Source organism: Alteromonas sp. Cnat2-8, assembly GCF_022348355.1.
Classification (GTDB): Bacteria; Pseudomonadota; Gammaproteobacteria; order Enterobacterales; family Alteromonadaceae; genus Alteromonas; species Alteromonas macleodii.
Window position 1 is genome coordinate 37,578 of sequence record NZ_JAKREX010000005.1, and the last position, 23,633, is coordinate 61,210.

17 protein-coding genes and 1 pseudogene are annotated in these 23,633 nt (G+C 46.1%); 13 read left to right on the forward strand and 5 right to left on the reverse strand.

Features of this window, described 5'->3' with window-relative positions; all coding sequences use genetic code 11:
• Window positions 1-250 precede the first annotated feature (250 nt).
• From ffh to MHN00_RS13665, 7 genes are all read left to right on the forward strand, one after another.
• Window positions 251-1,690 (forward strand): signal recognition particle protein, encoded by a 1,440-nt coding sequence (gene ffh / locus MHN00_RS13635; protein ID WP_014948819.1) that lies wholly within the window; start codon window positions 251-253, stop codon window positions 1,688-1,690.
• Window positions 1,691-1,878: 188 nt separating this feature from the next.
• Entirely contained in the window at window positions 1,879-3,945 is a 2,067-nt protein-coding gene (locus MHN00_RS13640) for a hypothetical protein (protein ID WP_239301465.1), read from the forward strand.
• Window positions 3,946-4,296: 351 nt separating this feature from the next.
• The gene (locus MHN00_RS13645) at window positions 4,297-8,019 is read left to right on the forward strand and encodes an ATP-binding protein (protein ID WP_239301466.1); all 3,723 of its coding nucleotides are present in this window, start codon (window positions 4,297-4,299) and stop codon (window positions 8,017-8,019) included.
• Window positions 8,016-8,651, forward strand: coding sequence for a hypothetical protein (locus MHN00_RS13650; RefSeq protein ID WP_239301467.1), 636 nt, complete (start codon window positions 8,016-8,018; stop codon window positions 8,649-8,651). Before MHN00_RS13645 ends, MHN00_RS13650 begins: the two co-directional genes overlap by 4 nt.
• Entirely contained in the window at window positions 8,648-9,865 is a 1,218-nt protein-coding gene (locus MHN00_RS13655) for a phosphoenolpyruvate carboxylase (RefSeq protein WP_110287768.1), read from the forward strand. Before MHN00_RS13650 ends, MHN00_RS13655 begins: the two co-directional genes overlap by 4 nt.
• 468 nt (window positions 9,866-10,333) lie before the next feature.
• Complete coding sequence (locus MHN00_RS13660; RefSeq protein WP_156078094.1) at window positions 10,334-10,726, forward strand: TerB family tellurite resistance protein; 393 nt, start codon at window positions 10,334-10,336, stop codon at window positions 10,724-10,726.
• 34 nt (window positions 10,727-10,760) lie between these two features.
• A complete protein-coding gene (locus MHN00_RS13665; protein WP_239301468.1) occupies window positions 10,761-12,017 on the forward strand; it encodes an alpha/beta fold hydrolase in 1,257 nt (418 codons plus the stop codon).
• Window positions 12,018-12,223: 206 nt separating this feature from the next.
• On the opposite strand, the gene MHN00_RS13670 is transcribed toward MHN00_RS13665, so the two are convergent.
• The 3 genes from MHN00_RS13670 to MHN00_RS13680 all read right to left on the reverse strand — a co-directional run bounded on the left by MHN00_RS13670 (window position 12,224) and on the right by MHN00_RS13680 (window position 18,331).
• Window positions 12,224-15,340 carry an efflux RND transporter permease subunit gene (locus tag MHN00_RS13670; protein ID WP_049585860.1) on the reverse strand — a complete coding sequence of 1,039 codons (3,117 nt, stop codon included), beginning with the start codon at window positions 15,338-15,340 and terminating at the stop codon, window positions 12,224-12,226.
• Window positions 15,333-16,391 (reverse strand): efflux RND transporter periplasmic adaptor subunit, encoded by a 1,059-nt coding sequence (locus tag MHN00_RS13675; RefSeq protein ID WP_014948828.1) that lies wholly within the window; start codon window positions 16,389-16,391, stop codon window positions 15,333-15,335. Before MHN00_RS13675 ends, MHN00_RS13670 begins: the two co-directional genes overlap by 8 nt.
• A 131-nt stretch (window positions 16,392-16,522) precedes the next feature.
• Entirely contained in the window at window positions 16,523-18,331 is a 1,809-nt protein-coding gene (locus MHN00_RS13680; protein WP_239301469.1) for an ABC transporter transmembrane domain-containing protein, read from the reverse strand.
• A gap of 191 nt (window positions 18,332-18,522) precedes the next feature.
• Between MHN00_RS13680 and MHN00_RS13685 the strand changes: the two genes are divergently transcribed.
• The gene (locus tag MHN00_RS13685) at window positions 18,523-19,197 is read left to right on the forward strand and encodes a DsbA family protein (protein WP_239301470.1); all 675 of its coding nucleotides are present in this window, start codon (window positions 18,523-18,525) and stop codon (window positions 19,195-19,197) included.
• A gap of 25 nt (window positions 19,198-19,222) precedes the next feature.
• On the opposite strand, the gene MHN00_RS13690 is transcribed toward MHN00_RS13685, so the two are convergent.
• Window positions 19,223-19,717, reverse strand: a complete 495-nt coding sequence (locus tag MHN00_RS13690; RefSeq protein ID WP_014948831.1) for a hypothetical protein — start codon at window positions 19,715-19,717, stop codon at window positions 19,223-19,225.
• Between the two features lie 388 nt (window positions 19,718-20,105).
• Here MHN00_RS13690 and rpsP point away from each other — a divergent pair, with 388 nt between their 5' ends.
• The 5 genes and pseudogenes from rpsP to MHN00_RS13715 all read left to right on the forward strand — a co-directional run bounded on the left by rpsP (window position 20,106) and on the right by MHN00_RS13715 (window position 22,800).
• Entirely contained in the window at window positions 20,106-20,357 is a 252-nt protein-coding gene (rpsP, locus tag MHN00_RS13695) for a 30S ribosomal protein S16 (protein ID WP_014948832.1), read from the forward strand.
• Window positions 20,358-20,380: 23 nt separating this feature from the next.
• Entirely contained in the window at window positions 20,381-20,902 is a 522-nt protein-coding gene (rimM, locus tag MHN00_RS13700) for a ribosome maturation factor RimM (RefSeq protein WP_014948833.1), read from the forward strand.
• Window positions 20,903-21,664 carry a tRNA (guanosine(37)-N1)-methyltransferase TrmD gene (gene trmD, locus MHN00_RS13705; RefSeq protein WP_014948834.1) on the forward strand — a complete coding sequence of 254 codons (762 nt, stop codon included), beginning with the start codon at window positions 20,903-20,905 and terminating at the stop codon, window positions 21,662-21,664. It abuts the gene before it with no gap.
• A gap of 18 nt (window positions 21,665-21,682) precedes the next feature.
• Entirely contained in the window at window positions 21,683-22,042 is a 360-nt protein-coding gene (gene rplS, locus MHN00_RS13710; RefSeq protein ID WP_024015986.1) for a 50S ribosomal protein L19, read from the forward strand.
• Window positions 22,043-22,171: 129 nt separating this feature from the next.
• Window positions 22,172-22,800: pseudogene (locus MHN00_RS13715) on the forward strand (trimeric intracellular cation channel family protein).
• Window positions 22,801-22,897: 97 nt separating this feature from the next.
• Here MHN00_RS13715 and MHN00_RS13720 read toward each other — a convergent pair.
• Window positions 22,898-23,614, reverse strand: a complete 717-nt coding sequence (locus tag MHN00_RS13720; protein ID WP_014948837.1) for an enoyl-CoA hydratase/isomerase family protein — start codon at window positions 23,612-23,614, stop codon at window positions 22,898-22,900.
• Between the last annotated feature and the right edge of the window lie 19 nt (window positions 23,615-23,633).

The window sequence follows — 23,633 nt, forward strand, 5'->3', positions numbered from 1 at the left end:
TTGATACTGCAACTTGCAAGTAAATTCAACCATCTCCTTGATTTTGTTTGTTTCACACCCACTTTTAGTGTGGGTATAGGATCATGGAAGGACAATTTTTACTCCATATCGACTTCGAAATTCGTACATCAAATTTCGACAACCCTCGACGCAAAAGTTTAAAAATTTAACCGCAATTGTGGGTACGTTACCGTTCGCTTTTACGTTACAATGCGGGCATTACGTCTGAAATAAAAAGAAGTTTCATACTATGTTTGAGAATTTATCAGAACGCTTAGGCCAGACATTACGAAATGTCAGCGGTAAAGGGCGTCTTACTGAAGACAATATTAAAGAAACGCTACGCGAAGTGCGTATGGCGCTACTTGAAGCCGACGTTGCGCTACCCGTAGTAAAAGCGTTTGTTGCACAGGTAAAAGAACGTGCAGTTGGTACCGAAGTAACCAAAAGCCTCAAGCCTGGCCAAGTATTTATTAAAATCGTTCAGTCTGAACTAGAGTCGGTGATGGGGGAGGCGAACGAAAAGCTTAACCTCGCAACTCAACCTCCGGCTGTTGTGCTTATGGCGGGCTTACAAGGTGCGGGTAAAACTACGTCTGTAGGTAAACTTGCGAAATACCTAACTGAGCGCGAGAAAAAGAAAGTGATGGTAGTGAGTGCCGACGTTTATCGTCCGGCCGCTATCAAGCAGCTTGAAACCCTTGCCGGTGAAGTGAATGTAGCTTTTCACCCGTCAACGATTTTACAAAAGCCCATTGATATCGTTAACGATGCCATTGTTGAAGCGAAGAAGAATTTCTTCGATGTACTACTAGTGGATACAGCAGGTCGTTTGCATGTCGACAACGACATGATGGACGAAATTAAAGAGCTTCACGCTGCTGTTAAGCCAATTGAAACTCTGTTCGTGGTTGATGCCATGACCGGTCAGGATGCTGCGAATACGGCAAAGGCGTTTAACGACGCGCTACCGCTAACCGGTGTAATACTGACCAAAGCAGATGGTGATGCACGAGGTGGTGCTGCACTGTCGGTTCGTCACATCACGGGTAAACCTATCAAGTTTATCGGTATGGGCGAAAAGGTTGATGCACTTGAGCCTTTCCACCCTGAGCGTATTGCGTCTCGTATCTTGGGCATGGGCGACGTACTTAGCCTTATCGAAGAGGTTGAGCGTAAAGTCGATAAGTCGAAAGCGGAAAAGCTGGCCAAGAAGGTACAGAAAGGAAAAGGCTTCGACCTGCAAGACTTTAAAGATCAGCTTGAGCAAATGAAGAACATGGGCGGCATGATGGGAATGCTTGATAAGCTTCCTGGCATGGGCGGTATGTCTGACAAAATTAAAGATCAGGCAAACGACAAGCAGTTCAACCAAATGGAAGCCATCATTAATTCAATGACCCCGGCTGAACGCGCACGTCCAGATATGATTAAAGGGTCGCGTAAGCGCCGTATTGCGGCAGGCTCAGGTACGCAAATTCAAGACGTAAACCGTTTGCTTAAACAGTTTACGCAAATGCAGAAAATGATGAAAAAGATGTCTGGCGGCGGCATGAAGAAGATGATGCGCCAGATGAAAGGTATGATGCCTCCGGGTGGCGGTTTTGGAGGCCCTGGTGGTCCAGGCGGCCCGGGTGGATTCGGCGGTCCTGGCGGGTTTGGCGGAGGCGGTGGCTTCCCACCACGTTAAAAGACTATCGCATTACTTAACAATGCTTAAAAACCTCAATCGCAGCAATGCATTGAGGTTTTTTTATTTTTTTTGCATCCAGTTTCACTCATCAATCGTTTGGCTTGTTGAACAGGACGTGAGCAGTACTTATCGCATCGCGCGTTTAAGTGACGTCTCTTCACGAATCAACAAGTACGGAGATGAAGATGGAATTCAATAAAACATCACAGCAAAAATTAAAACTGTCACTGTTGGCGACGGCAATGGTTCTCGCGCTAAGTGCCTGCGACGGTGACGACGGAACAGATGGTGTCGATGGGACTGATGGCGCGCCTGGCCAAGATGGTGCACCCGGTCAAGATGGAACCCCAGGCTTCGCGTCTGCGACATTCTTGGTCGCAAATAATGGCGATGACAACCGCAATACGGTTACTTCGATTGACCAAAACACAAATGTTTTATCTACGGTAACCACTGGAGCGAATGAGGGGATTGTATTCACGCAAAGCGGAAGCTTGGTACAAGCTGGCGACAGTGATTTACCGTTATTAAGAACGCTTTGTAATTTTGAAGCTCAAGCCGACTACATGATGAGTACAGGGCATGAGATAACGGGCGCAACTACGGGCCTTGTTAATCCGAAAGGTATTGCCTTTGCTGAAAATGCAGGTTTAGTTATGGTGGCAGACTTTAACGGTCAAAAGGTTAGCGTATTCGGTGGCCAAGCAGCAGGCAATGTTGCACCGATTGCAGAAATAATGACCTCAGCAAAACCATGGGATGTGGCCTATGACGAACAAAGCGATAGATTGTTTGTTGCACTGACCGATGGGACACTCGCGGTTTACGATAATGTCGCTGGTTCTGATTTTGCGCCCACAGTTATGCGTTCAGTGGTGCCTTCAGATGCAGACGGAAATCAAATATCGATTAATTTGCACGGTATCGCTTACGAGCCTATGTCCAATCGTATGGTATTGTCAGACGTTGGCGATGCTGCAATTGCTGATGATGGTCAAATTTTTGTTTTAGAAAATGCCTCTACGGCTGATGGAGCTGTGGTACCAAGCAGAGTGATTGGCGGCGCATCTACCCAGCTTGGTAATCCAGTAGACATTGTTTTAACCGGTTCTGATCTTCGCGTGGCGGAAAAATCCAATGACGCCATTTTGGTGTTCTCAAACATATTCAACGGTACTAGTGGCGACGTTGCACCAACGCTATCAACGCCTTCAGTAAAACCAGAGTCGTTGGCCGAGTTAACTCAGCTGAACGAGATGAAAGACGCATCGGACGATGGCATAACTACCATGCCTATTATGGGCCTTTCGGTATCAAGTAACCCTGCAAGCGAAGGTGCAACCACGGGGCAAGTAGCGCAATACAGCGCTGTACTTTCCAGTGAGCTAAGCACTTTTGACGCTGGTATGAGCATTGAGAGTGCCGCTTTCACGGCTAGCGGTGATGGCGTCATTACTTTCGATGATGTTGAAACCTCAACGGGTGGTTTACTCGTGATTAATCGCCTCAAAACCATGCGAGACGGTATGATGTATAGCGATAGTTTCGACCACATGATTGCGGGTAGCGATACAGGCTTGATTGCACCTAAAGGGTTAGACATTGCCTCAGAAGCAGGTGTGGTATTTGTGGCAGATGTTAACGAAGCTACTCCTGCCGTTCGCGTATTTTCGCCTTGTGCATCAGGCAATGTTGCGCCTCTATTAACACTTGAAGCTGCCAACGGGGCGCGCCCTTGGGATGTGGATTACGACCCATCAACTGATAGCGCGTATCTGGCGTTAACTAACGGTTCGGTTGCCGTGTTTGAAGAAGTGATGCGCAAAATAGAAAGCGGTGAAACCGTAATTACGGGTGAAGACAGGCTGATTGTCCCTGCAAGTGGTGGGACAGCATTTGCCGCGCCAACTAACATCCATGGCATAGACTATGATAGCCAAAGCGATAGTTTGGTCATTTCTGATGTAGGCAGCGCAGCGGATGCTGCTGACGGTAAATTGTACGTGATTCCTGGCGCAGGCAGTGCCGATGGCATAACGGATGTATCCGTCAATATTGCAGGACCGAGTTCAATGTTGGGTAATCCGGTAGACTTGATGCTCAGCAATGGTCATGTATATGTTGCTGAAAAATCAAATGGCATGATCCTGCGCTTTGACAATATTCTAAATGCAGCCTCGGGTGATGTTACGCCCAGTTTTAGCATGATGTATCCCGCACCAGAGTCGGTAAATGTATTGTCAGTGAAGTAAAACAACTGATGAACAGCCTTGTAGAAACAGTTCATTTCATCGCTGTTCTATGAAAGCTCAATGCTTTCGCTAAAGCGGCACGTACCTAATCAGTACGTGCCGCTTTATATTTATTTGGCGTTATTGGGATATTCAAAAGCTTTGCCAACTAACTTTTAAACAATAGCATGCTTTATAACCAACAAATCACCGCGCATCTGTGCAAATTCGTGAATTCATAATACACTGACGGGCTACATCGTGCGCATGTGCTCGCTTTCTTTCAGGTATGCAACTTTTACCCTATCAAAGCAGGTACAGTTTTGTGCTGTGTGAGCGTTCACGCGGCAGAGTTATTGATACAGGAACACTATGGCAGGCTTAAAACGTATTATTCTTATCGACACGCATTTACCAGGCGTGGTCGAGCTAAAGCTTGATGGACACACCAATATTTGTGGTACCAATGCGTCGGGTAAAACCACGCTTCAACGACTTATTCCCGTGTTTTACGGTGAATATCCTAGCCGCGTGGTACCGGCAACCCGTGACAGCTTTGAACGCTGGTATTTGCCTCGTTTATCTAGCTTTATTATTTATGAATACACGCGTGCCGAAGGTGACCTGTGCCAAGCAGTGTTAAGCTCAAATGGAACTGGCGTCAATTATCGTTTAATTGGCAAGCCATTTGAAATCAGTGATTATCTGATAGAGCAAAAGAACGGCAAACACGCCAGTGTAAGCAGCGCCGAGCTTGCACGTGCCATGAAGCGTAACAACATATTGGTTACGAGCTTACTTAATACGAAAGACTTCCGCGCAATCATCCAAAACGATCACGGTGTGCTCAACCAGAGTAACAATGCCCGTGAGTTATTAGGCTACGCTAAAATCTTTAGCCTTTGCGAACCGTCGAAACACATGCGCCACATTGAGAAGTTGGCTAAAGCGGTTCACTCTAAAGAAGGCAAGATGGAAACTATCAAGGCCATGATTGCCGCCATTTTAGAAGAGGATGGCGTTACGCCACCTACTTCAGGCCTAAGCCGCCACCGCGTCGATGACTGGATTAAAGAATGTCATTTAATTAAACAATTCGACAAAATTCGCCCTGAATTTTCTAAACTCGAACAAGCTGACATGGCGCTAACCACAACAGAGCAAGTGCTTGCTAACCTTAAGCATAGCTTCGAGCTTGATAAGACCTACTTGGCTGCGCGCGTTGAAACAACAAAGAATGAACTGGATGAGAATAGCTTCCAGCGCAAACAAACGGACAGCGAGTGGGGTGATACCCGCGATCACCTAAATCAGGTTATTTCATCTGCTCGCGCTGATGTTGAGAAGTTCACCAGTGAACTTGATACGGTAGAGCGTGAATTCGATAAGTGGCAAGACCAAAATATTGAGCAGCTTAAAGAAGACGTCGCAAATTTGTCGCAGTGGCAAAATGAAAAGGCCATGGCCGACAGTCGCTATGTGCTGCTTACTGAAAAACACCAAGATATTGAGTCGGCCTACAACAAGCGCTTGGCTGAGCTAGGTGAAAAGCTGTCAATTACCCTGGAGGAAATGTCAGCCGCACGCCAAGAAGCCGCAGAGAATAAAGCTGAGCAGCAGCAGAGCGAGCGTGAAGCATTAAGTCGCATTCAGAGCGACTACAATAGCCAGCTAAGCGCGCTTCAGAACGACTACCAAAATAGTTTGAATGAGCTAAAAGTTGCTGAAGCTGAACTTAAAGCGTCACTTAGCAATGCAGGCTACAACGAGTTTGAACAATCTCAGCTAGATATCCTTGATGCGGCCATTAAAGAAGCATCTATCAACGAAGATGCAGCGCGCGGAGAACTGCGACAAGCGCAGCAGGCGCATAATAAATCAGTTGAGTTTCGCAAAGAGTGCTCAAATGCCTTAGATAAGGCGCGCAACGCCTTTCAACAAGAAGAAAAAGCGGTTAACAAAATTAATGCGCTTCTTTACCCTGGCGAAGGCTCGCTACTTGAGTTCTTGCGTGCCAACGTTGATGACTGGGAGTTGTCCTTAGGTAAAGTTATTCGCCCCGAGCTACTAGAGCGCACTGATTTAGCACCTTCGATGGCAAAGGATGCACAAGGCGACAGCCATACCTTTATGGGCGTTAAGTTAGCGCTTACTGAACTTGATACCCCAGACTATGCTTTTACCGAACAAGCGCTTAAGCAGCAACTGCAAGAAGCTGAAATTCGTCAAGCCGCTGCCCTAGCCGCGCAAAACGAATGCGAACAGCGCCTAGCGAAAGCGAACGAAGATGTGCGCAACGCCGAACTTGTGGTTACTCAAAAAGACAACGCCGTTAAAAGTGCCGAAGCCAGCCGTAAACGCGCACAGCAAGACCGCGATACGGTACTTAGCGAATATCAGCAGGCGCTTTCTGCACGTAAGCAAAAAGCCAAAACTAAGCTTGAAGCGAATCAACAGTCGCAAAAGCAAGCGAAGGCACAATTTGAGCTTAGTCGTGACGAAATCAAAGATCAGCAGCGCGAAGCGGAAACCGAACACAAATTCCATTGGCAGCAGCTTATCGCTGATAGTGAAGCACGTATATCTCAGCTTGATAGCGACATGCGTAAGGCGAAAGACAACGCTGCACAAGACCGCAAAGATATGCAGAGCTGGCTAGAAAGCGAATTGAGCAATCGCGGTGTAGATGTTGACGAAATAGGTCAGCTTAAAAAGCAAATCAATAAGCTTAAAGAAGACATTACGCGCACTGAAACCCACCGACATAAAGTAGCCGACTACGAGCGTTGGTACACTAACGTGTTTACTAAGCAAAAAGTGGTATGGCAGGAAGGCTTGTCTAAGTCGCGTAAGTTATTGGGCGAATCTGAGCGTAACTTAGCAAGTAAACAAGCAACCTATAAAGCTAACCGCGAACAGCTTCAAGAGCAGCACGGTCAGCTTGAAACTACGCTTAAAACTGCCAGTGAGCACCTGGAACAGGTTAAAACCTTAAGTAAATCTCTCGCCAAGCTTACGCTTCAAGCGGGTGATGAAACGGCTGAAATTAAGCATGACGATGTAAGTATTGGTCAGCGTATCTCAGAAGTGCAAAGCCAGCTTCAAGAGCGCGAAAACTTACTAAGCGATATTCGCGCCTATGTAGAACGGTTCGACCAGCTTATTGCCGCGCAAGCGGGCACAGGTTTGTCGGATACCTGGGAGCGCGCCCGTGAAGAGTGCGCAACGTTGAACGTTCACGGCGTGAAGAGCTTTGATCACCGCCGTATGGTGTCGCATTTGGCACAGCTTCTGAACGTGATCGTTCCGCAGAAGCTTCAGGGCTTGCGTGAGCAAGGCCGTATCTTTGGTGCCGATCTTTCGCAATACTATTTTGTACTTGCCGATATCGACAAACGCATTGTGTCGCAAAGCCGCCGTATTACCCAAGAGGTCGACGGCGACCTTTCTCTTGATGGTGTATCAGACTCGGCTGTTAAAATTCGCTCACGTATTAGTGAACTTGAATTCTGGCCTGAACTTGAGCAATTCAGAAAGCTTTATGAACACTGGATGGAAGAGGGGGCTAACGAGTTACCAGAGGAAGAGTACGGTCAAAGTATGCGCCGGGTTCTAGATATTCTTGGCCGTGCAGCGCTTACGGGCGGCATTAGCAAGCTACTTGATATCGAGCTACACCTTCGTGAGGGTAAAAGTGACCTTGTTATTCGTACCGACCGTCAGCTTAACGAGTCATCAAGCCACGGTATGGCCTACCTAATTTTGTGTAAATTCTTACTCGCTTTCACCCGTCTTCTGCGCGGCGATGCCGACGCCACAGTGCATTGGCCTATCGATGAACTCGGTACACTTCACCAAAACAACGTGAAGAAAATCTTTGAAGCGTGTCAAAACAATAACATTAGTGTAGTCGGCGCATTCCCTAACCCAGAATCGGAAGTACTGACATTGTTTGAAAACCGCTATTTGATAGATAAGGTAACCCGTCAACTGCAGGTGGTTCAGCCCAAAGCAAGTTCTATAGGGGCGCGCATTAAACAGAAAAAAGAAGCAGAAAAGAACGGTGAAGTAGCAGGTGAGGAGGCATCAGCATGATGACAGAACAAGGCCGTGTACTAAGTGCACTTCTACAAGGCGCGTTTATTTGTCAGGTGACCGATGAAGAGGCATGGCGTTTTCTTAAATCAAGAGACAACGCTGCGCAGTTAGAACCTCATTTAGCGTTATTAAATCGTACATTATCGACCACCGCTGAGGGCGACGTATTCTTTGCCAGCTTCCTCACTATTGGTGAGAGCGAGCGCAAAGTGCTTACACAGCAGTTCCAAGATACAGCATCTAACCTAGTGCCTCTGGTAGAGTGGTTGCTGCTAGTTCAGCAAGCCAATGAATCTGATATGCCCATTACCATGGGTAGCGCTATTCGACTAAACGAGCTGCAAACTACCATTGAAGACACCCCCGCCTATGCTGAGCAGTTAGAGAAAATATCGCGCTATCGCATGTTTGGTTCTACCAGTGTGAATTTGGATGGTCAGCTAAAGCAGGTGTTTAAACGCTTAACCGAAATGGGTTATCTGATTAAGCCAAACCCAGATAAACAGATTTATCTGGGCACTGGCAAAATTGAACACCTTTACGAAATGCTACGTTTCATTGATGAAACTGAAGCGCTGAGTTTATCAGAGCAGGCGGAGGCCGCTATTTCGCAAGGTAGCTTGATATGAGCCAGGTGTTAATTCAGGCAGGGACTAAACTATTAAACGCATTGGGTCGTCACAGCGACCTTATCATGCAGGCGTACATTAATGGTTCGGTCAAAGAGCGCGATCACAGTCCAAAGGTATTAGAACAGCTTGTTCAACTAGGCGTGTTGTGGCGCCCAGAAGCGCAAAGCGAACTGCGTTTGAAAAGCGCGGTGAGAACCCTTTTAGAGGGCAGCTTACAAGACGAGCGCAACCGAACTATCAACGCCAATATTGGTGCGTCGCTGGCAAGCCTTAAAACCCTAACCGAGCACTATAAAGAAGCCCTTCATTACAACAAGTACAATGAAGCGGCAGCCCACATGGGCGATTTAACCGAGCATGTCTATCAACTTTCAGAATCATTGAGTAATAGCGTACGTGTCATGTTTGGCCGTATTAACAATGAGTTTGGCTACGTGTCTTCGGTTGAAGCTAAAATTCGCGAAAATGAGCTAGCGCAAGGACAGGTAACCGACTTACTTGCCCAGCTTGAGTGTTTCCGCTTCGATGAGTTAAGTGAACTGGCGGGTTCTAACCGTGAACTTCGTCACTTGCTGGTGGTGTCGCTACAGCAGCGCTTTGCCAAAGCCGCACAGGAGTTATCAGTAGTACAAGCACGCTTATTAGACTTGTTGGGTCGATTCAGAGAATTCCAAGGTCGCACACGCTTGCTTAAAGGTTTCTTGCTACATATGGAGCAGCAGCCTGATTTTGCGCCAGGAAACTACGCTAACCTGACTAATGTACCTGTGTTGTTTAACCAATCGGACGCGATTATTGCTAACGCAGCACCAGACGTGAACAACGTTGAGCATGAAGCCGATTATCAAAATATTGTGGCGTCGTTAACCCACGTACACAAACGTCAGACTAAGCACGAAGACACGAAGCCAGTCGATATTGATGTGACTGAGCAATCAACTTTGTCGCTTGAAAAAGATCCACTGCAGCAAGCGGTAGAAGCGTATTTCTGTGAAGTCATCGATTCCGGTCAGCCTAAAACGGCGCTGGATTACTTTGAAGAACAGGCTTTAGACTTTGACCCTGAAGTGTGGATTTATCAGGTAATTGGTGGATATCAAGCCCTGAACGATGAAGATAAGCAGTTTTTTGCATTAGAATCCCATGGTAATAACGATAAAGTCTATACGGGCAATTTCTATATTAACGACATCACGTTGGGCTTGCGTTAACGTCATTTCTTAATTTTACCCATCGCCTATCAAGGTAAAGTCTGGCCCACGTTTATCAAGGGTGTGCCAGACTTTCATACAACGTCAACGGTTCAAATTTAAACGTAAGTTAACAATGTTGATTAACTTCGTTCTTTTCTTTTTCACGCCAGTTTTTGCGATGTGTGACACTTGGAACCTGTCAAAAAACACCTATAATGCAATAGGTATTTACACTTATTTAACATTGTGAACTAAAAGCTTCATCGCGGCGTAACACTATCGTCAATTCAGCGGTCTACATTATTAGCCCTGTTAAACCTTGGAACCAAGTTAAAGGTTTATAGGTCCTATCGTAGTTCAACAACGACGCGTTATTGATGCTTTGGGTGTTAAATAGCTCGGTGTAGACACAAAAAATTATCGCTACTGCTAGGACGCAGAGCATGTTGTGGTACTGCCGCGTACAGTACGAAGAGGAAGAGTGTTATGCAATTATCAGAAGAACAAAGTTTTAACCAAGCCCTTATCAAGCTTTCAGTATTACTTTATCAAGTCGACGGAATGGTCACACTGTCGGAACAAGACTACCTGAATGCAATGGTTGAGTCTTTAGACTGGCAAAGCCCAATCTGTCGCGAAGCATTTCTAAACGACACGATATACCAAACGCGAAAGGCCATTGACACCGGTGATGCCATAACGTTTTTACGCAGTTTGAAGCACGACCTATCGTTTGATGCCGAGAAAACGTTAGAGGTTGCAATGGCGATCACGGGCGTTGATGGCGAGCGAAGCGAGGAAGAAACCGAACTTCTATCATTACTTACCCATAAATTACTCGCCAAAGCTTTAGTTTCGGGTAAAGATACACTGCAATAATCGCTTTTTATTGCCACAGACCTAAACGTTAACAATGCCAAATTTTACCGTTAAAGCAGCACACGCATGTGCTGCTTCTCTCGCGCTGTTCTTATTGAGCGGCTGCCATTCGTCGCACAGTTCTCAGTTCAGCGCCAGTGCACAGGCCTTCCCGGTTGGTGTGCAGCCTTTCGATAATTACCTAAATGAAGTTGAACGTTACTTGCTTGAACATAGGGCATTTATTTCTGACGACAAAGCACAAGAAATGTCCATGAATATGCCATTTGAATGCGGCACACAATACCGTAATATTGGCGTCTTGTTAGTTCATGGATTAGGCGATTCACCTTACTTTTTTCGTGATGTCGCCAACGCCATGTGCAGTGAGGGCATTCACGTTAGAACCATCTTGTTGCCGGGACACGGCTCAAAACCCGGAGACATGCTAAATGTTAGCTATCAGCAGTGGCAGACAGAAACTAATCATCACATACGACTATTTTCCGAAGAAGTCGACAACCTCTACATTGGTGGCTTTTCGACAGGCGCTAATTTAACCACAATAGCGAGTTTTTCGATGGCTGAAGAGCTTGATATAAAAGGGCTAATGCATTTTTCACCAGCCTTTAAATCACGCTTCTTTGTGTCCCGTTTAGCGCCTTATATTGACTCATTATTTCCCTGGCCTAATGTTGAAGAAGAAGATAACCCAAGCCGCTATAACTCCACTGCAATGCCAGGGTTCGCTGCCTATCAAGAAAGCGTAAATGTGCTTCAAGATTTATTCTCTAAATCGGAAAAAGAAAAGCGTGCGTTGAATTTACCTGTGCTTATGGTGGTGGCAGAAAAAGACAGTGTGGTTGACACAAAAAAAGTAGCTGCGCAGTTCAGAGATAATTTTACTCATCCCCATAAGTGTTTACTGTGGCAGGGTGAGGATGCACCTGATGTGCCTGAAAATACGCTCATCATGCAAACCATGAATGTTCCCGAACAGCGAATTAGCGCAGCCTCTCATATGAGTACACTTTTTTCAGATAAGAACCCGCTATATGGTACTGCGAGTGACTTTCGCATATGTGACAACGGTCAAGGTAGTGACGCTGAAGCGCGCTGCAAAGCCGGCGAAGAAGTGTGGTATGGGCCGTGGGGATTTGAGCCCGATAACGCTGATGAAGAGTTAGCAACTAATAAGAAAGACAAGGTGTATGCAAGGCTAACCTACAACCCTTACTTTGATAGAATGGTCGATCAACTACTCGCCTTTACAGGTAAAGCCAAAGTCAAAGCGTTCTGTAAAACCTACTAGGGCAGTAGGTTCGTAGTCCATTTGAAAGCTCTAGCATCAGCCGTTTTTTAATAAAAAAACGCCCAAGCCTTAACGCGGGAAGTAACACTTGTTGTTACAACACACGTAGCTTGGGCGTCTCTCTTAATTCTCAAAGCAAACCTAGCGCACAGTAGCCGTTTAGATGCCGCTTAAATAGGCATAGCGCCTACTTAAGCGGGAAAATCCTAGGAATGCTGTGCGTTGGCTTCTTCCATTTCCTTCTCAAGCTTAGCGCTTTCGTCTGCACGTGGCTTGGTAAATCTGGCAAGTGCAAGATACAAAACCGGTGTCAGGTAAAGGGTAAATACTACGGCAATACCCAATCCACCAAATACGACCCAGCCAATAGCATTACGAGCTTCTGCGCCAGCGCCTGTGGACAGAATGAGCGGCAGGCCACCTAGGATAGTTGAAACCAGCGTCATCATAATAGGGCGTAATCGCACTCTACCAGCCTCAACGATAGCATCGTAAATATCATAACCCTTATCGCGAAGCTGGTCGGCAAATTCAATCAAAAGAATCGCGTTTTTGGCGAGAAGACCTATCAACATTACCAAGCCAATTTGCGAGTAAATATTAATGCTGGTGCCGGTTAAAAACAGGGCATAGACCGCGGCTGCAATACCAAAAGGAACGGTAAGCATAACCACAACCGCACTGTTCACACTTTCAAATTGTGCAGCCAATACAAGCAGTACAATAACAAAAGCCAACACATAGGTAAGCGCTACTTGCTTAGACGTTTCTTCATAAGTTTGTGCTTCGCCAAGAAACACAAGTCCGATACCGTTCGGTAATGATTCTGCCGCTAGATTACGAATATTTTCCACTACATTGCTAAGCGCTACGTCTTCGGGCAATTCCATTTCCAGCTTAATTGCGCGGCGCTGTGCCTGACGCTCTAATTCAGCGGCAACACCTTCTTCACTGATGAAAGCTACGCTAGAAAGAGGCACCAAGTTTCCGTCGGTACTTTTCACATATAAGCTAGTAAGCTCAGATGGATCTAATGTACTGCGGTTATTAGTTTGCAGCATGATAGGGATAGATTGGTCGCCCACATTCAAATCTGCGATATCATCGCCGTTCACAGCGGCGCGCAGGGTACTTGCTATATCGGTAAGCGGCACGCCCAGTTCTTCAGCACGGCGTCTGTCAATATTTACTCTCATCTGAGGTTGGGTAGGGTCGTAGCTTATTCTCGGTCTACCTAGTTCGGGTAGTGCATCTTCAATCTGACGAGAGAACGCTTGTGAAGCTTCGAAAATGTTTTCATAAGTGTCGCCAGTTAATGCTATTTCAAGCCCGCCGCTTTGACCGCGAAGGTTCAAACTATTGCCGCCAAAGGCACTGCCTGGCGCACCAGGAATTTGCTGAAGCTTAGGGCGTATTTCATTTACTACTTCTTGCAGAGATTTGTCTCGGTCATCCCAATGCTTCAAAGGCGCTGTGATAAAGACGATGTTGGGATCCCACGAACCGACTACCGTGTAAATGGAATCTATGGTGCCGTTATCCACATAGGGAAGCAGCAGTTCTTCCATCTTTTCAGCTTGTCTGTCCATAAAGTTTAGGCCAGCACCGTCTGGACCTCGTGCAAAAATACGAATTGTGCCTCTGTCTTCGCTTGGCAGTAATTCATTATCGATATTTTGCGATAAAATATAAGCGCCACCGCCTGCTGCTAAGCTTAACACACCAACTACCCAGCCATATTTGAGCGCTTTTAATAATGACGCCTGATATAGGCGCAAACAAGCGTTGCCAAAACGGCCAAAGGTCTTGCTAAACAAACCGCTTTCTTTCGCTTCTTTCACCTTCAGTCGGGCGGTAAGTGCAGGAACCAAGGAAAGAGCGACGAAAGATGAGATTATAACAGCGCCAGCCAATACGCCTCCAAACTCCCTGAATAAAAGCCCTGCAGTAGAAGGAAGGAATGCGATGGGAATAAATACTGAGGCGAGTACAGCGGTTGTTGCTACCACTGCGAAGAAGACTTCTCGTGTGCCCACCACGGCAGCCGCACGGGCACCTAGACCCATACTTCTACGACGCTGTATATTTTCAGAAACCACAATAGCGTCGTCTACTATCATGCCCGTGGCCAATACAAGAGCGAGGAGGGTAAGAATATTAATGGAAAAGCCCATGCCCCAAATGATAGCCAGTGCACCCGCTAGCGAAACGGGTATCGAAAGGGCTGGGACGATGGTGGCACGCCATGAACCAATAAACACTAAGAGTGTGACTACGACTAACGCCACGGTCAGGCTGAGAGAGACGACCACTTCTTTAACCGAGTCGCGGATAAACTCTGCATCATCGGACGTTACTACGATATGCATATCGGTAAAACGCTTGTCGAGGTCTGCGACCATGGCCAGCACTTCATCTGAAATCTCGATCGTATTAGAGCTTGCTTGACGTATTACGCCAACGCCTATGACTGGAGTTCCATCCAAACGAACTACGCTGGTGGTGTCGGCAGGGCCGAAGTACACACTGGCAACATCATTAATGCGAATGTCACCGCTTACAACAATGTTACCCACATCTTCTGCCGATACCGAAGTTGCATCAGCTCGCACGATTAACGCTTGTTCGGCAGATTGAATACTGCCAGCGGGTACATCAAAAGGCGCAAGCGATAGTGCATTAGCAATGTCACTCATCGATAGGCCAAAACTGGTTAATCGTAGAGGATCCACAGAAACGCGCAGCACACGCTCTCTTTCTCCATCTAACATAACGTCGGCAACGCCAGGAATGCTTAAAAACAATGGTGCTACATCGGTGTCAACACGTTCGGTGAGCGTCTCCATATCCAAGGTATCACTTGAAATAGCAAGGCTTACAACTGCCTGAGCGTCGCTGTCGGCCCGAATGATCGATACTTGTTCGACATCTTCCGGAAGCTGTCGCTGAATTCGACTGACCGACTCACGTACTTCGTTGGCCGCGTCTTCCAAGTTAACGCCGGGACGAAACTCAACCCGAACACGGGCAGAGTTTTCTTCACTTTGCGCATAGATGTCTTTGACGCCACTCACACGCGCAACCGCACCTTCAAGGCGACCAGTTACTTCGGCATCTACTGTTTCAGGAGATGCGCCGGGAAATTCTGCTGTAACGGTTACCTGAGGTGTATCTACATCGGGCAGTTCCCGCACTTCAAGACCGCTCAGTGCAGCAAACCCAGCGATAGCAATAAGTAGATTTAGTACAACAATAAGAACCGGGCGTCGAATAGATAGCGATGGTAAGTCGCTAACTGACGAAGATAGGTTTGGATCACTCACCTTGAGGCCCTCCGGCCAGTTCGGTAGTAATCTCTTGTCCGGTACGTAAGCGTTGTACACCTTCAGAAATTAGTGTGTCACCTTCTTCAATGTCGCCCGAAACAAGGATAGTTCCTCTAAGACGCTGATGAACACTCACGTCAACACGTTTAGCCTTACCGTCTTCAGCAAGCCATATGTAAGCGCCAGTAGCTCCCCACAAAAGTGCGGCTTCTGGAATGGCAGCAAAGCGATCGCCTTCAATGCTTAAATTAACCCGAAAGCTCATGCCAGGGCGAAATTGATCAGAAGAGTTGTCGAGTAATGCTCTAGCGCGAAGCGTTCTATCTGCCTCATTGATACGAGAATCAACCTGAGCTATTTCGGCTCTTACTAGTTTCTCTCTGTCACTCCATGGCTCAAGCGTTACGTTTGGCGCATTCAGTAAAACGGGCAATGCTGCTTCAGGCGCTCTGAAGTTAATAAAGAGTTTGCTTCTGTTATCCAGTGTAGTGATCACAGTCTGCTCGTTAATGCGATCGCCTACTTCAACGTCAGTTATGCCCACAACACCGTCAAAAGGCGCTACGATGTGTCTGTCTTGTAAATCGGCTTGAGCTTCTTCCAATGCAACTTCTGCAAGGTCACGTTGAGTGCGTGCTAAGTCCAATTCACTGACCGGTACAGCGCCTTGCTTATAGCTTGATGCTAATCGTTCTACGGTGCGCTGTGCGTCTTCCAAAGTGAGTTTGGCGCGTTTTAATGCCGTTTGCTGACGTCTATCATCAAGACGAACAAGCACCTTTCCTTTTTCTACTGTTTGCCCAGGGACAAAGTTAATCTCTGTTACTTCATCAGCGACGGCAGGATACAACACAATTGAACGAACGGCTTCAGCACTACCTACTGCTTCCACTTTTCGCGTTTCGTTCATAAATTCAATGGGCTTGGTTACTACAAGCTTTGCTTGCCTGTCTCCCATAAACTGCGCATTTGCAGTTGGCACCATCATTAAAAAAAGAGCGCAAAGACCTGTCCATGTCTTCATTGCACCATAGAATGAATTTTTCATTTTAAACCCGTAGCGTTATTGGAACCTGTGCAGAAAAAGCTGCTGGCCCTTTATTTTTGTATTACCAAAACGTATGTTTTGTAGTCGATTGGTCGACCTCGTTGTTTGTACCGTATAGCACCACAGGCGGTTCAGCTAAGCAATTGCAGTTCGGCGTATTCCCTGTACAGGGTATCGCTTTTCATTAACGATGCATGGTCGCCGCTTCCTACGACCTGACCTTTATCCATAACTAATATGCGATCGGCGTGCTGCACCGTCGCAAGTCGGTGAGCAATCACGATGCTGGTTTTACCTACCATTAATCTATCTATCGCTTGTTGAACCATACGCTCACTCATCGCATCAAGCGCACTTGTTGCTTCATCGAGGAGTAAAATTGGGCGGTCGGCCAAAATAGCGCGAGCAATAGCAATACGTTGTTTTTGACCGCCAGAAAGTTTTACGCCTCGTTCGCCTAACTGTGTGTTGTAGCGCTCATCTAGGTTATCGATAAATTCGTGGGCAAATGCCTGCTTCGCTGCATTTATCACGGCGTCGTCACTTGCATGTGGGCTGCCGTAGCGAATATTTTCCAACACGGTATCAGCAAAGACGACGGGCTCTTGGGTAACTATCGCAATATGTTGGCGCAGAACGTCTACAGGCATTTTGTTGATAGGCGCACCATTGAACAGTATTTGTCCGGCACTTGGGTCGTAGAAGCGCATTAATAATTGAAATAGCGTTGTTTTGCCTGCGCCACTTGCTCCTACCAGAGCAAGACGTTCTCCTGCTTGAATGTTAATGTTTAAATTATCAAACAAAGGTTTGCTGTTGGGGTAAGCAAAGCTGACATTTTCCAATTCTATTTTTGGTGCCGCTTTGGAGATTATCGGTTTAGCGCTTGCTCCTTTTAATGCTGAGTACGTTGAAGAAGCAGAGGCTTCAGCTGTGTCACCATTCAAAGATCGAATAGAAGGCTCAGTGGTAAATAGCTCGTACAAACGCTCACTTGCACCAACACCTCGCTGTACTTCACCAATGACTTCGCTGATTGTGGCCACACTGCCGCCAGCCATTACGGCATAGAAAAGGAAAGCGGAGAGTTCACCTACGGTCATAGTGCCGTCTAATACTTGTCTTGCCCCCACCCAAGCAATAAAGATGATGGCCGTCATACTGATACACATGATGCAGCCAATAAGTAGTGAGCGATAGTGAATACGCTTTTTAGCTACGTCCATGGCAAGCTCTACCTTTTTAGAGAAATGCATTCGTTCGGCATTTTCAGCGGTATAGGCCTGTACGGTCATAATTTCATGGAGACTTTCATCAATGCGTGCACCCAAGTCTGCCACTTTGTCCTGGCTTTCTTTGGCATAACGGCGCACTTGAGGCGCCAGTACCTTGATAGGAACCAGCACAGCGGGTACTGCAACAATTACACAGAAGGTAAGAAGGGGACTAGAAAACGTCATAAGTGTCAATGCACCAACGAAAGTCACGACCGAGCGAAGGGTCATCGACAAACTCATTCCCACTACAGTCTGGATAATTGTAGTGTCGCTGGTAAATCGAGAAATGACCTCGCCAGTTCTAAGTTCTGCAAAAAATGAAGGCGGAAGAGACAGCAAGTGCGCATATACCTGGTTTCTGATATCAGCACTAACCCGCTCGCCAAGCCAAGTCATTAAGTAAAAGCGCGCATATGTCGCTAAACAGGCCACGATAGTAATGGCTAGCACCAATACTGTGGCTTTGTTTAACGTATCCGCTGCGTTTTCTATGAAGCCGCTGTCGATAGCGTACTTAATGCCTTGCCCAAGTAAAAGCCATGCAACTGCGGCCGTGAAAAGTGCTATAACTGCACCTACAACGCGCGCTTTGTAGCGAAGTAAATGTGAGCCAATCCACTGTAAGACTTGTTTGGTTGATACACTAGCGAGTGGTGTTGTCAAAATTACCTCTTCATGCGCATAACTAATTCATAGCGTTGATTTCGCTACGCTTATTAAAATTCATTATTTGGATTATACGGCAAAGCATGTACATTGGACGTAGGCAATGCGATTACAGCGGCAGTATTTACGCTGGGATGAAAGTTAACGTCGCAGAAGCAAAGCAAAATAGTTAAAACGGGAAAATAACGATGAGTGAAACACGTACTTTGTATTATGTTCATGATCCAATGTGCAGTTGGTGTTGGGCATTCGTTCCTACTTGGGAGCAAATACAGCGTGAGTTACCCAACGACATTGAGGTTGTCTACTTGCTTGGCGGGCTCGCACCGGATAGTGATTTACCTATGCCGGAACAAATGAAACTTACTATTGCAGGCTATTGGCAAACTATTCAAGATCGTGTGCCTGGAACACAATTCAACTATGATTTTTGGACAAAGTGTCAGCCTCGTCGTTCGACCTATCCTTCGTGTCGAGCAGTTCTTGCTGCAAAAGCGCAGGCTAGAGATAGCGATGAAGCAAAAGCATTAGAGAAGGCAATGATCAAGGCAATTCAAGAAGGGTATTACCTGAATGCGAAAAACCCGTCGGATTTTGATACCTTGATAGCATTTGCTGAAGAAATAGGGCTTGATGTCGAGCGCTTTGAAATAGCACTCAATAGTGAAAGTACAATTGAGAAATTAAACGAAGAAATGCATATGGCGCGTTGTATAGGCGCCCAAGGCTTTCCCAGCTTAATACTCAAATCAAACAAATTTGCCGAGGCAGAAGAGACAAAATCACAAGCGCTTAAAAAGCCACAGTGGCAAAACGTTCCCTACGACTATAACGACGCAAGTGTAACCCTGCGTCATCTATAATCGTTATTGAAAGAAGCGAGTACTTTTAAACTGTACCTTCCTTGCATTGTTCAAGGCGTAAATCTCCCACCGATTTTGGGTATTCAACACGGGTTGTAACGATGTCAGAAACAGGGACGCCAGAATCCGTTTCTTGGAGCCATACTTTCATATCGTGATGGTCACGAGATTGGTTGAGCGAGTAACGCTTGCCGCCTTCTAAGTTTACATCTAGCCTAACTATCGCCTCGCGAGTGGTACCATCAGGCAGGTCAGTGTTTACGACACTGGCTTGAACAAATAGAACATGCTCTCCCGGCTCAACATCCCGAAGAACTAACGCACCGTTAGGGCGTTGGTTAAAACACATCAACTTTACGTACTCTCGCTTATTGTCAAAGGCTTCTCCGCGGTTAGCGAAAAAGTCTATACGAGCTTCATTGGGTTGGACTTCTGCTTGTTGTGTGACCATATCTGTAGCGGATGAACACGCGAAAAGTGGAGCAATTGATGTAGCGAGTATGAGTGATGATAATTTCATTCGAATAATCCTTCTTCGTGATCCATTTACTGAAGCCTTTGATTAACAAATGCGCCAGAGAAAAACTAAAATCCAGTTAACTGCCATCCTTTAAACTGCATATGGCTTAAGTTTTTTATCCACACTAAATCCTAGTGCTACGTTAACAATACACCACCAGATGATATTTTAAAGAAATTTACGAAAGATCATGCATGTGTATTTGCGTTCTTAGGCCACCACCTACTTACGGGAGCGATATTGAACTAAACAAAGGATAAATCAGGTTTTTACTTGCATTGAGTGGTGATATCCGTATAATTCGGCGGCCTTCTAATTGGTGTCTAATTTTTAGGCGTTGGTTGAAGGCTTAAGTTAACGGTAACGCTACAACGAGTTTGAGGCATTTATGGTTACTATTCGTTTACAGCGTGGTGGCGCGAAAAAGCGTCCATTTTATCAACTAGTGGTGGCTGATAGCCGTCGTGCAAGAAACGGTCGTTTCATTGAAAACATCGGTTTCTTCAACCCAACTGCACAAGGTCAAGCGGAACGTCTTCGCGTAGATCTAGAACGTGTTGAATACTGGGTTGGTGTAGGCGCGAGCTTATCAGATCGCGTTTCTAGCTTGGTAAAAGAAGCGAAAAAATCTGCAGCGTAAGCTGTTATTAACTGGTGGTATAGATGAGTCTAGCGTCTGACAAAGTGATTGTTGGCAAAATTGGTGCACCGTACGGTGTTAAAGGTTGGGTCAAAATCAACAGCTATACAGAAACGCCAGAAGGTATTTTTGATTACGCGCCATGGTTTCTTGGCGATGAAAAAGAATACCAAATTGACCAGTGGCGACCGCACGGTAAAAGCCTCGTTGCAAAAATTGTGGGCGTTGATAGTCGAGATGATGCTGAGCGCATCAAAAACTTGGATATCAACATAAATGCTTCACAGCTGCCTGATTTAGGCGACGAAGGGGTTTATTGGCGTGAGCTCACCGGCATGAAAGTAGTAACAACGCAAGGTTACGACTTGGGTGTGGTGAAAGAAGTGTTTAATACAGGTGCTAACGACGTGATTCACGTTAAAGCGAATGTAGGCGATGCTTTTGGTCAAAAAGAAAGACTATTACCTTTTGTGTTCGACGAAGTCGTACAAGAGGTGGATAAGGAAGCGAAGGTCATTAAAGTTGACTGGGACCCGGGGTTTTAAGTGACACCGGAAAAGTGGTTCGGCGTTGTTAGCCTGTTTCCAGATATGTTTGCCCCTTTTACCCAACAGGGTGTTATAGGTCGAGCAGTTAAGTCTGGAACGTTATCGGTTGACACCTTCAACCCCCGTGACTTTACACATGATCGCCATCGTACAGTAGACGATCGCCCCTACGGAGGCGGACCCGGTATGCTGATGATGGTAAAACCGCTAACCGACGCAATACAAGCTGCCAAGAAAGTTGGTGGCGAAAAAAGTAAGGTGATCTACTTATCACCACAAGGGAAACCCCTTGACCAAGCAGGCGTACAGCGCCTTGCTAACATTGACCGCACAATTTTAATTTGCGGCCGATATGAAGGTATCGACGAGCGAGTAATCGAAAGCCATGTAGATGAAGAAGTCTCTATTGGTGATTACGTGCTAAGCGGCGGTGAACTGCCAGCAATGGTTCTTATGGACGCGGTTGCTCGATTAGTTCCTGGCGTGTTGGGGCATAAAGCCTCAGCAGTTGAAGATTCTTTCACTGACGGTCTTTTGGATTGTCCGCATTATACGCGGCCCGAAATACTTGATGGTCAAAAGGTACCTGATGTGTTGTTAAGTGGGGACCATGAAAAAATTAGGCAGTGGCGATTGATGCAATCATTAGGTAGAACCTGGCAGCGTCGCCCTGAATTGTTAAATCACCTAGCTCTGACTGAGGAGCAGCAGCGTTTGCTTGAATTATTCCAAGCGCAACTGCAGCAAGATGACAGTTAACTAGGACGAGAGGATATGATGAGCAAAGTCAGTCAAGATATCATCAAAAAAATCGAAGAAGCACAGCTAAAGACTGATGTTCCTGCGTTTGGTCCAGGTGACACAGTAGTTGTTAAAGTTCGCGTTACCGAAGGTGACAAAGAGCGTCTTCAGGCTTATGAAGGTGTTGTTATCGCTAAACGTAACCGTGGTCTGCACTCGTCTTTTACCGTGCGTAAAATTTCTAGCGGCGAAGGCGTTGAGCGTGTGTTCCAAACACACAGCCCGGCAGTTTCTTCAATTGAAGTGAAACGTCGCGGTGCGGTTCGTCGTGCTAAGCTTTACTATCTACGTGAGCGTTCAGGTAAATCTGCACGTATCAAAGAGAAGCTTAACTAAGATTACTAATCCTTGCGTTATTGTTAACTTCGAAAAAGCCCGCTTTAAGCGGGCTTTTTTGTGCCTGAAATTCGATCCATTCAACCTGTTTTTTAATACAAACATTAAGGTTTCTTAATAGAGAGAAGGATGAGTACAGAATACTTTATCGTGTTAGCGTTGTTGGCGTCGCATTTTTTGCTGTATCGGGCGCATTACTGGGGCATGACAAAAGTATCAATGGGTTTGGCATCGTCGTTGTCGGCGTGATGACAGCCCTTGGCGGAGGTACTTTAAGAGACCTCCTATTAGGAAAACCTATTTTCTGGGTAGAAACCTCAGAGTATCTACTAGCAACCTACTCAGCTATATTCGCGACAGTCTTATTCATTCGCTATATGCCTTCTCCTTCCAATTTTTACTTTATACTTATCGACACCATAGGGCTTGCTATTTTTAATGTCATAGGCATCGAGAAAGCACTCATTAGTGGAACCGGAATGATTGTCGCCCTAACGATGGGTATGACAACCGGTATCTTCGGGGGCTTGATGCGCGATGTGGTTTGCAGAGAAGTACCTTACGTTATGCGTGGAGATGTTTACGCGAGTGCATGTTTTGCAGGTGGTCTCACTTACGCCGCCTTTTTTGCCCTAGACATCCCTTACATTTGGTGCATTTTAGGTTCTATCTCTGTAACAGTTTTAATGAGAATTGCATCGTTGCACTGGGGGGTTAAAGTCGATCTTTTTAGGAAGAGAACACCAAGGCCTAACTAACAGTGTAGAGCCCAACATCGATATGCCCATGAAAAGACTTATTAGCAAATATCGGTGAAGCGTCTTAAGTGACGCTTCACCATAGTGCCTATTATTGTTATGCCATGAGTGAAAGCGATTCTATTAACGGTTTGTTCTCGTTATCGATAGTGTGGATGATATGTTTGTGTAGACGCTTTTTGTGTTCGCCAAAAATGCCACGCTTTTTATCAAAGGTCTTAGCGTAATTCAGCGCACCTTCCATCAAGCTTTCTTGTGTATCGTACGCCTTTTCTACCACGTGATCTTGCTCTAATTCTTTACCAGATACACGCCTTCCGGAAAGCTTCATTTCATTAAATCTGTAATACGGCATCGCTTTTTTAACAAACTCAATCATACCGGGCAGAAAGGGGATTGATAAATCTACTTCAGGGAAACAGAAGAAGCCTTTGTCTGCGCGCATAAATCTGAAGTCACAAGCGCACGCCAAAATTGCTCCGTTTCCGAAGGCGTGTCCGTTGATTGCAGCAATAACCGGAAGAGGGAACAGAAGCAGCGCTTTAAACACGTCATCCATACCGTACATAAATTGCTTTATTTCCTCAGTGCGAGCTGCTTTCATTGCTGGCATTAGCCAGTCTGTGTCTATACCTAGACTAAAGCATTTCTCATCATTTGATGTGATCACTAGCGCTTTACAGCTTTCATTACTTTTAATGGTATTTAACGCTGAAAGCATCTCCTTTGCGAAGAGAGGATTGTGGCGGTTCTCTCCATTTTGCATGGTTAGAATGGCCACGTCGCCAGTGTAGGTTAGGGCTAAATTTTGCATTGTGTTCTCATTATTATTT

Coding starts and splice junctions, on each gene's coding strand:
- ffh (WP_014948819.1), top strand. CDS start 251: ATGTTTGAGAATTTATCAGAACGCTTAGGCCAGACATTACGAAATGTC.
- MHN00_RS13640 (WP_239301465.1), top strand. CDS start 1,879: ATGGAATTCAATAAAACATCACAGCAAAAATTAAAACTGTCACTGTTG.
- MHN00_RS13645 (WP_239301466.1), top strand. CDS start 4,297: ATGGCAGGCTTAAAACGTATTATTCTTATCGACACGCATTTACCAGGC.
- MHN00_RS13650 (WP_239301467.1), top strand. CDS start 8,016: ATGATGACAGAACAAGGCCGTGTACTAAGTGCACTTCTACAAGGCGCG.
- MHN00_RS13655 (WP_110287768.1), top strand. CDS start 8,648: ATGAGCCAGGTGTTAATTCAGGCAGGGACTAAACTATTAAACGCATTG.
- MHN00_RS13660 (WP_156078094.1), top strand. CDS start 10,334: ATGCAATTATCAGAAGAACAAAGTTTTAACCAAGCCCTTATCAAGCTT.
- MHN00_RS13665 (WP_239301468.1), top strand. CDS start 10,761: ATGCCAAATTTTACCGTTAAAGCAGCACACGCATGTGCTGCTTCTCTC.
- MHN00_RS13675 (WP_014948828.1), bottom strand. CDS start 16,391: ATGAAAAATTCATTCTATGGTGCAATGAAGACATGGACAGGTCTTTGC.
- MHN00_RS13685 (WP_239301470.1), top strand. CDS start 18,523: ATGAGTGAAACACGTACTTTGTATTATGTTCATGATCCAATGTGCAGT.
- MHN00_RS13690 (WP_014948831.1), bottom strand. CDS start 19,717: ATGAAATTATCATCACTCATACTCGCTACATCAATTGCTCCACTTTTC.
- rpsP (WP_014948832.1), top strand. CDS start 20,106: ATGGTTACTATTCGTTTACAGCGTGGTGGCGCGAAAAAGCGTCCATTT.
- rimM (WP_014948833.1), top strand. CDS start 20,381: ATGAGTCTAGCGTCTGACAAAGTGATTGTTGGCAAAATTGGTGCACCG.
- rplS (WP_024015986.1), top strand. CDS start 21,683: ATGAGCAAAGTCAGTCAAGATATCATCAAAAAAATCGAAGAAGCACAG.
- MHN00_RS13720 (WP_014948837.1), bottom strand. CDS start 23,614: ATGCAAAATTTAGCCCTAACCTACACTGGCGACGTGGCCATTCTAACC.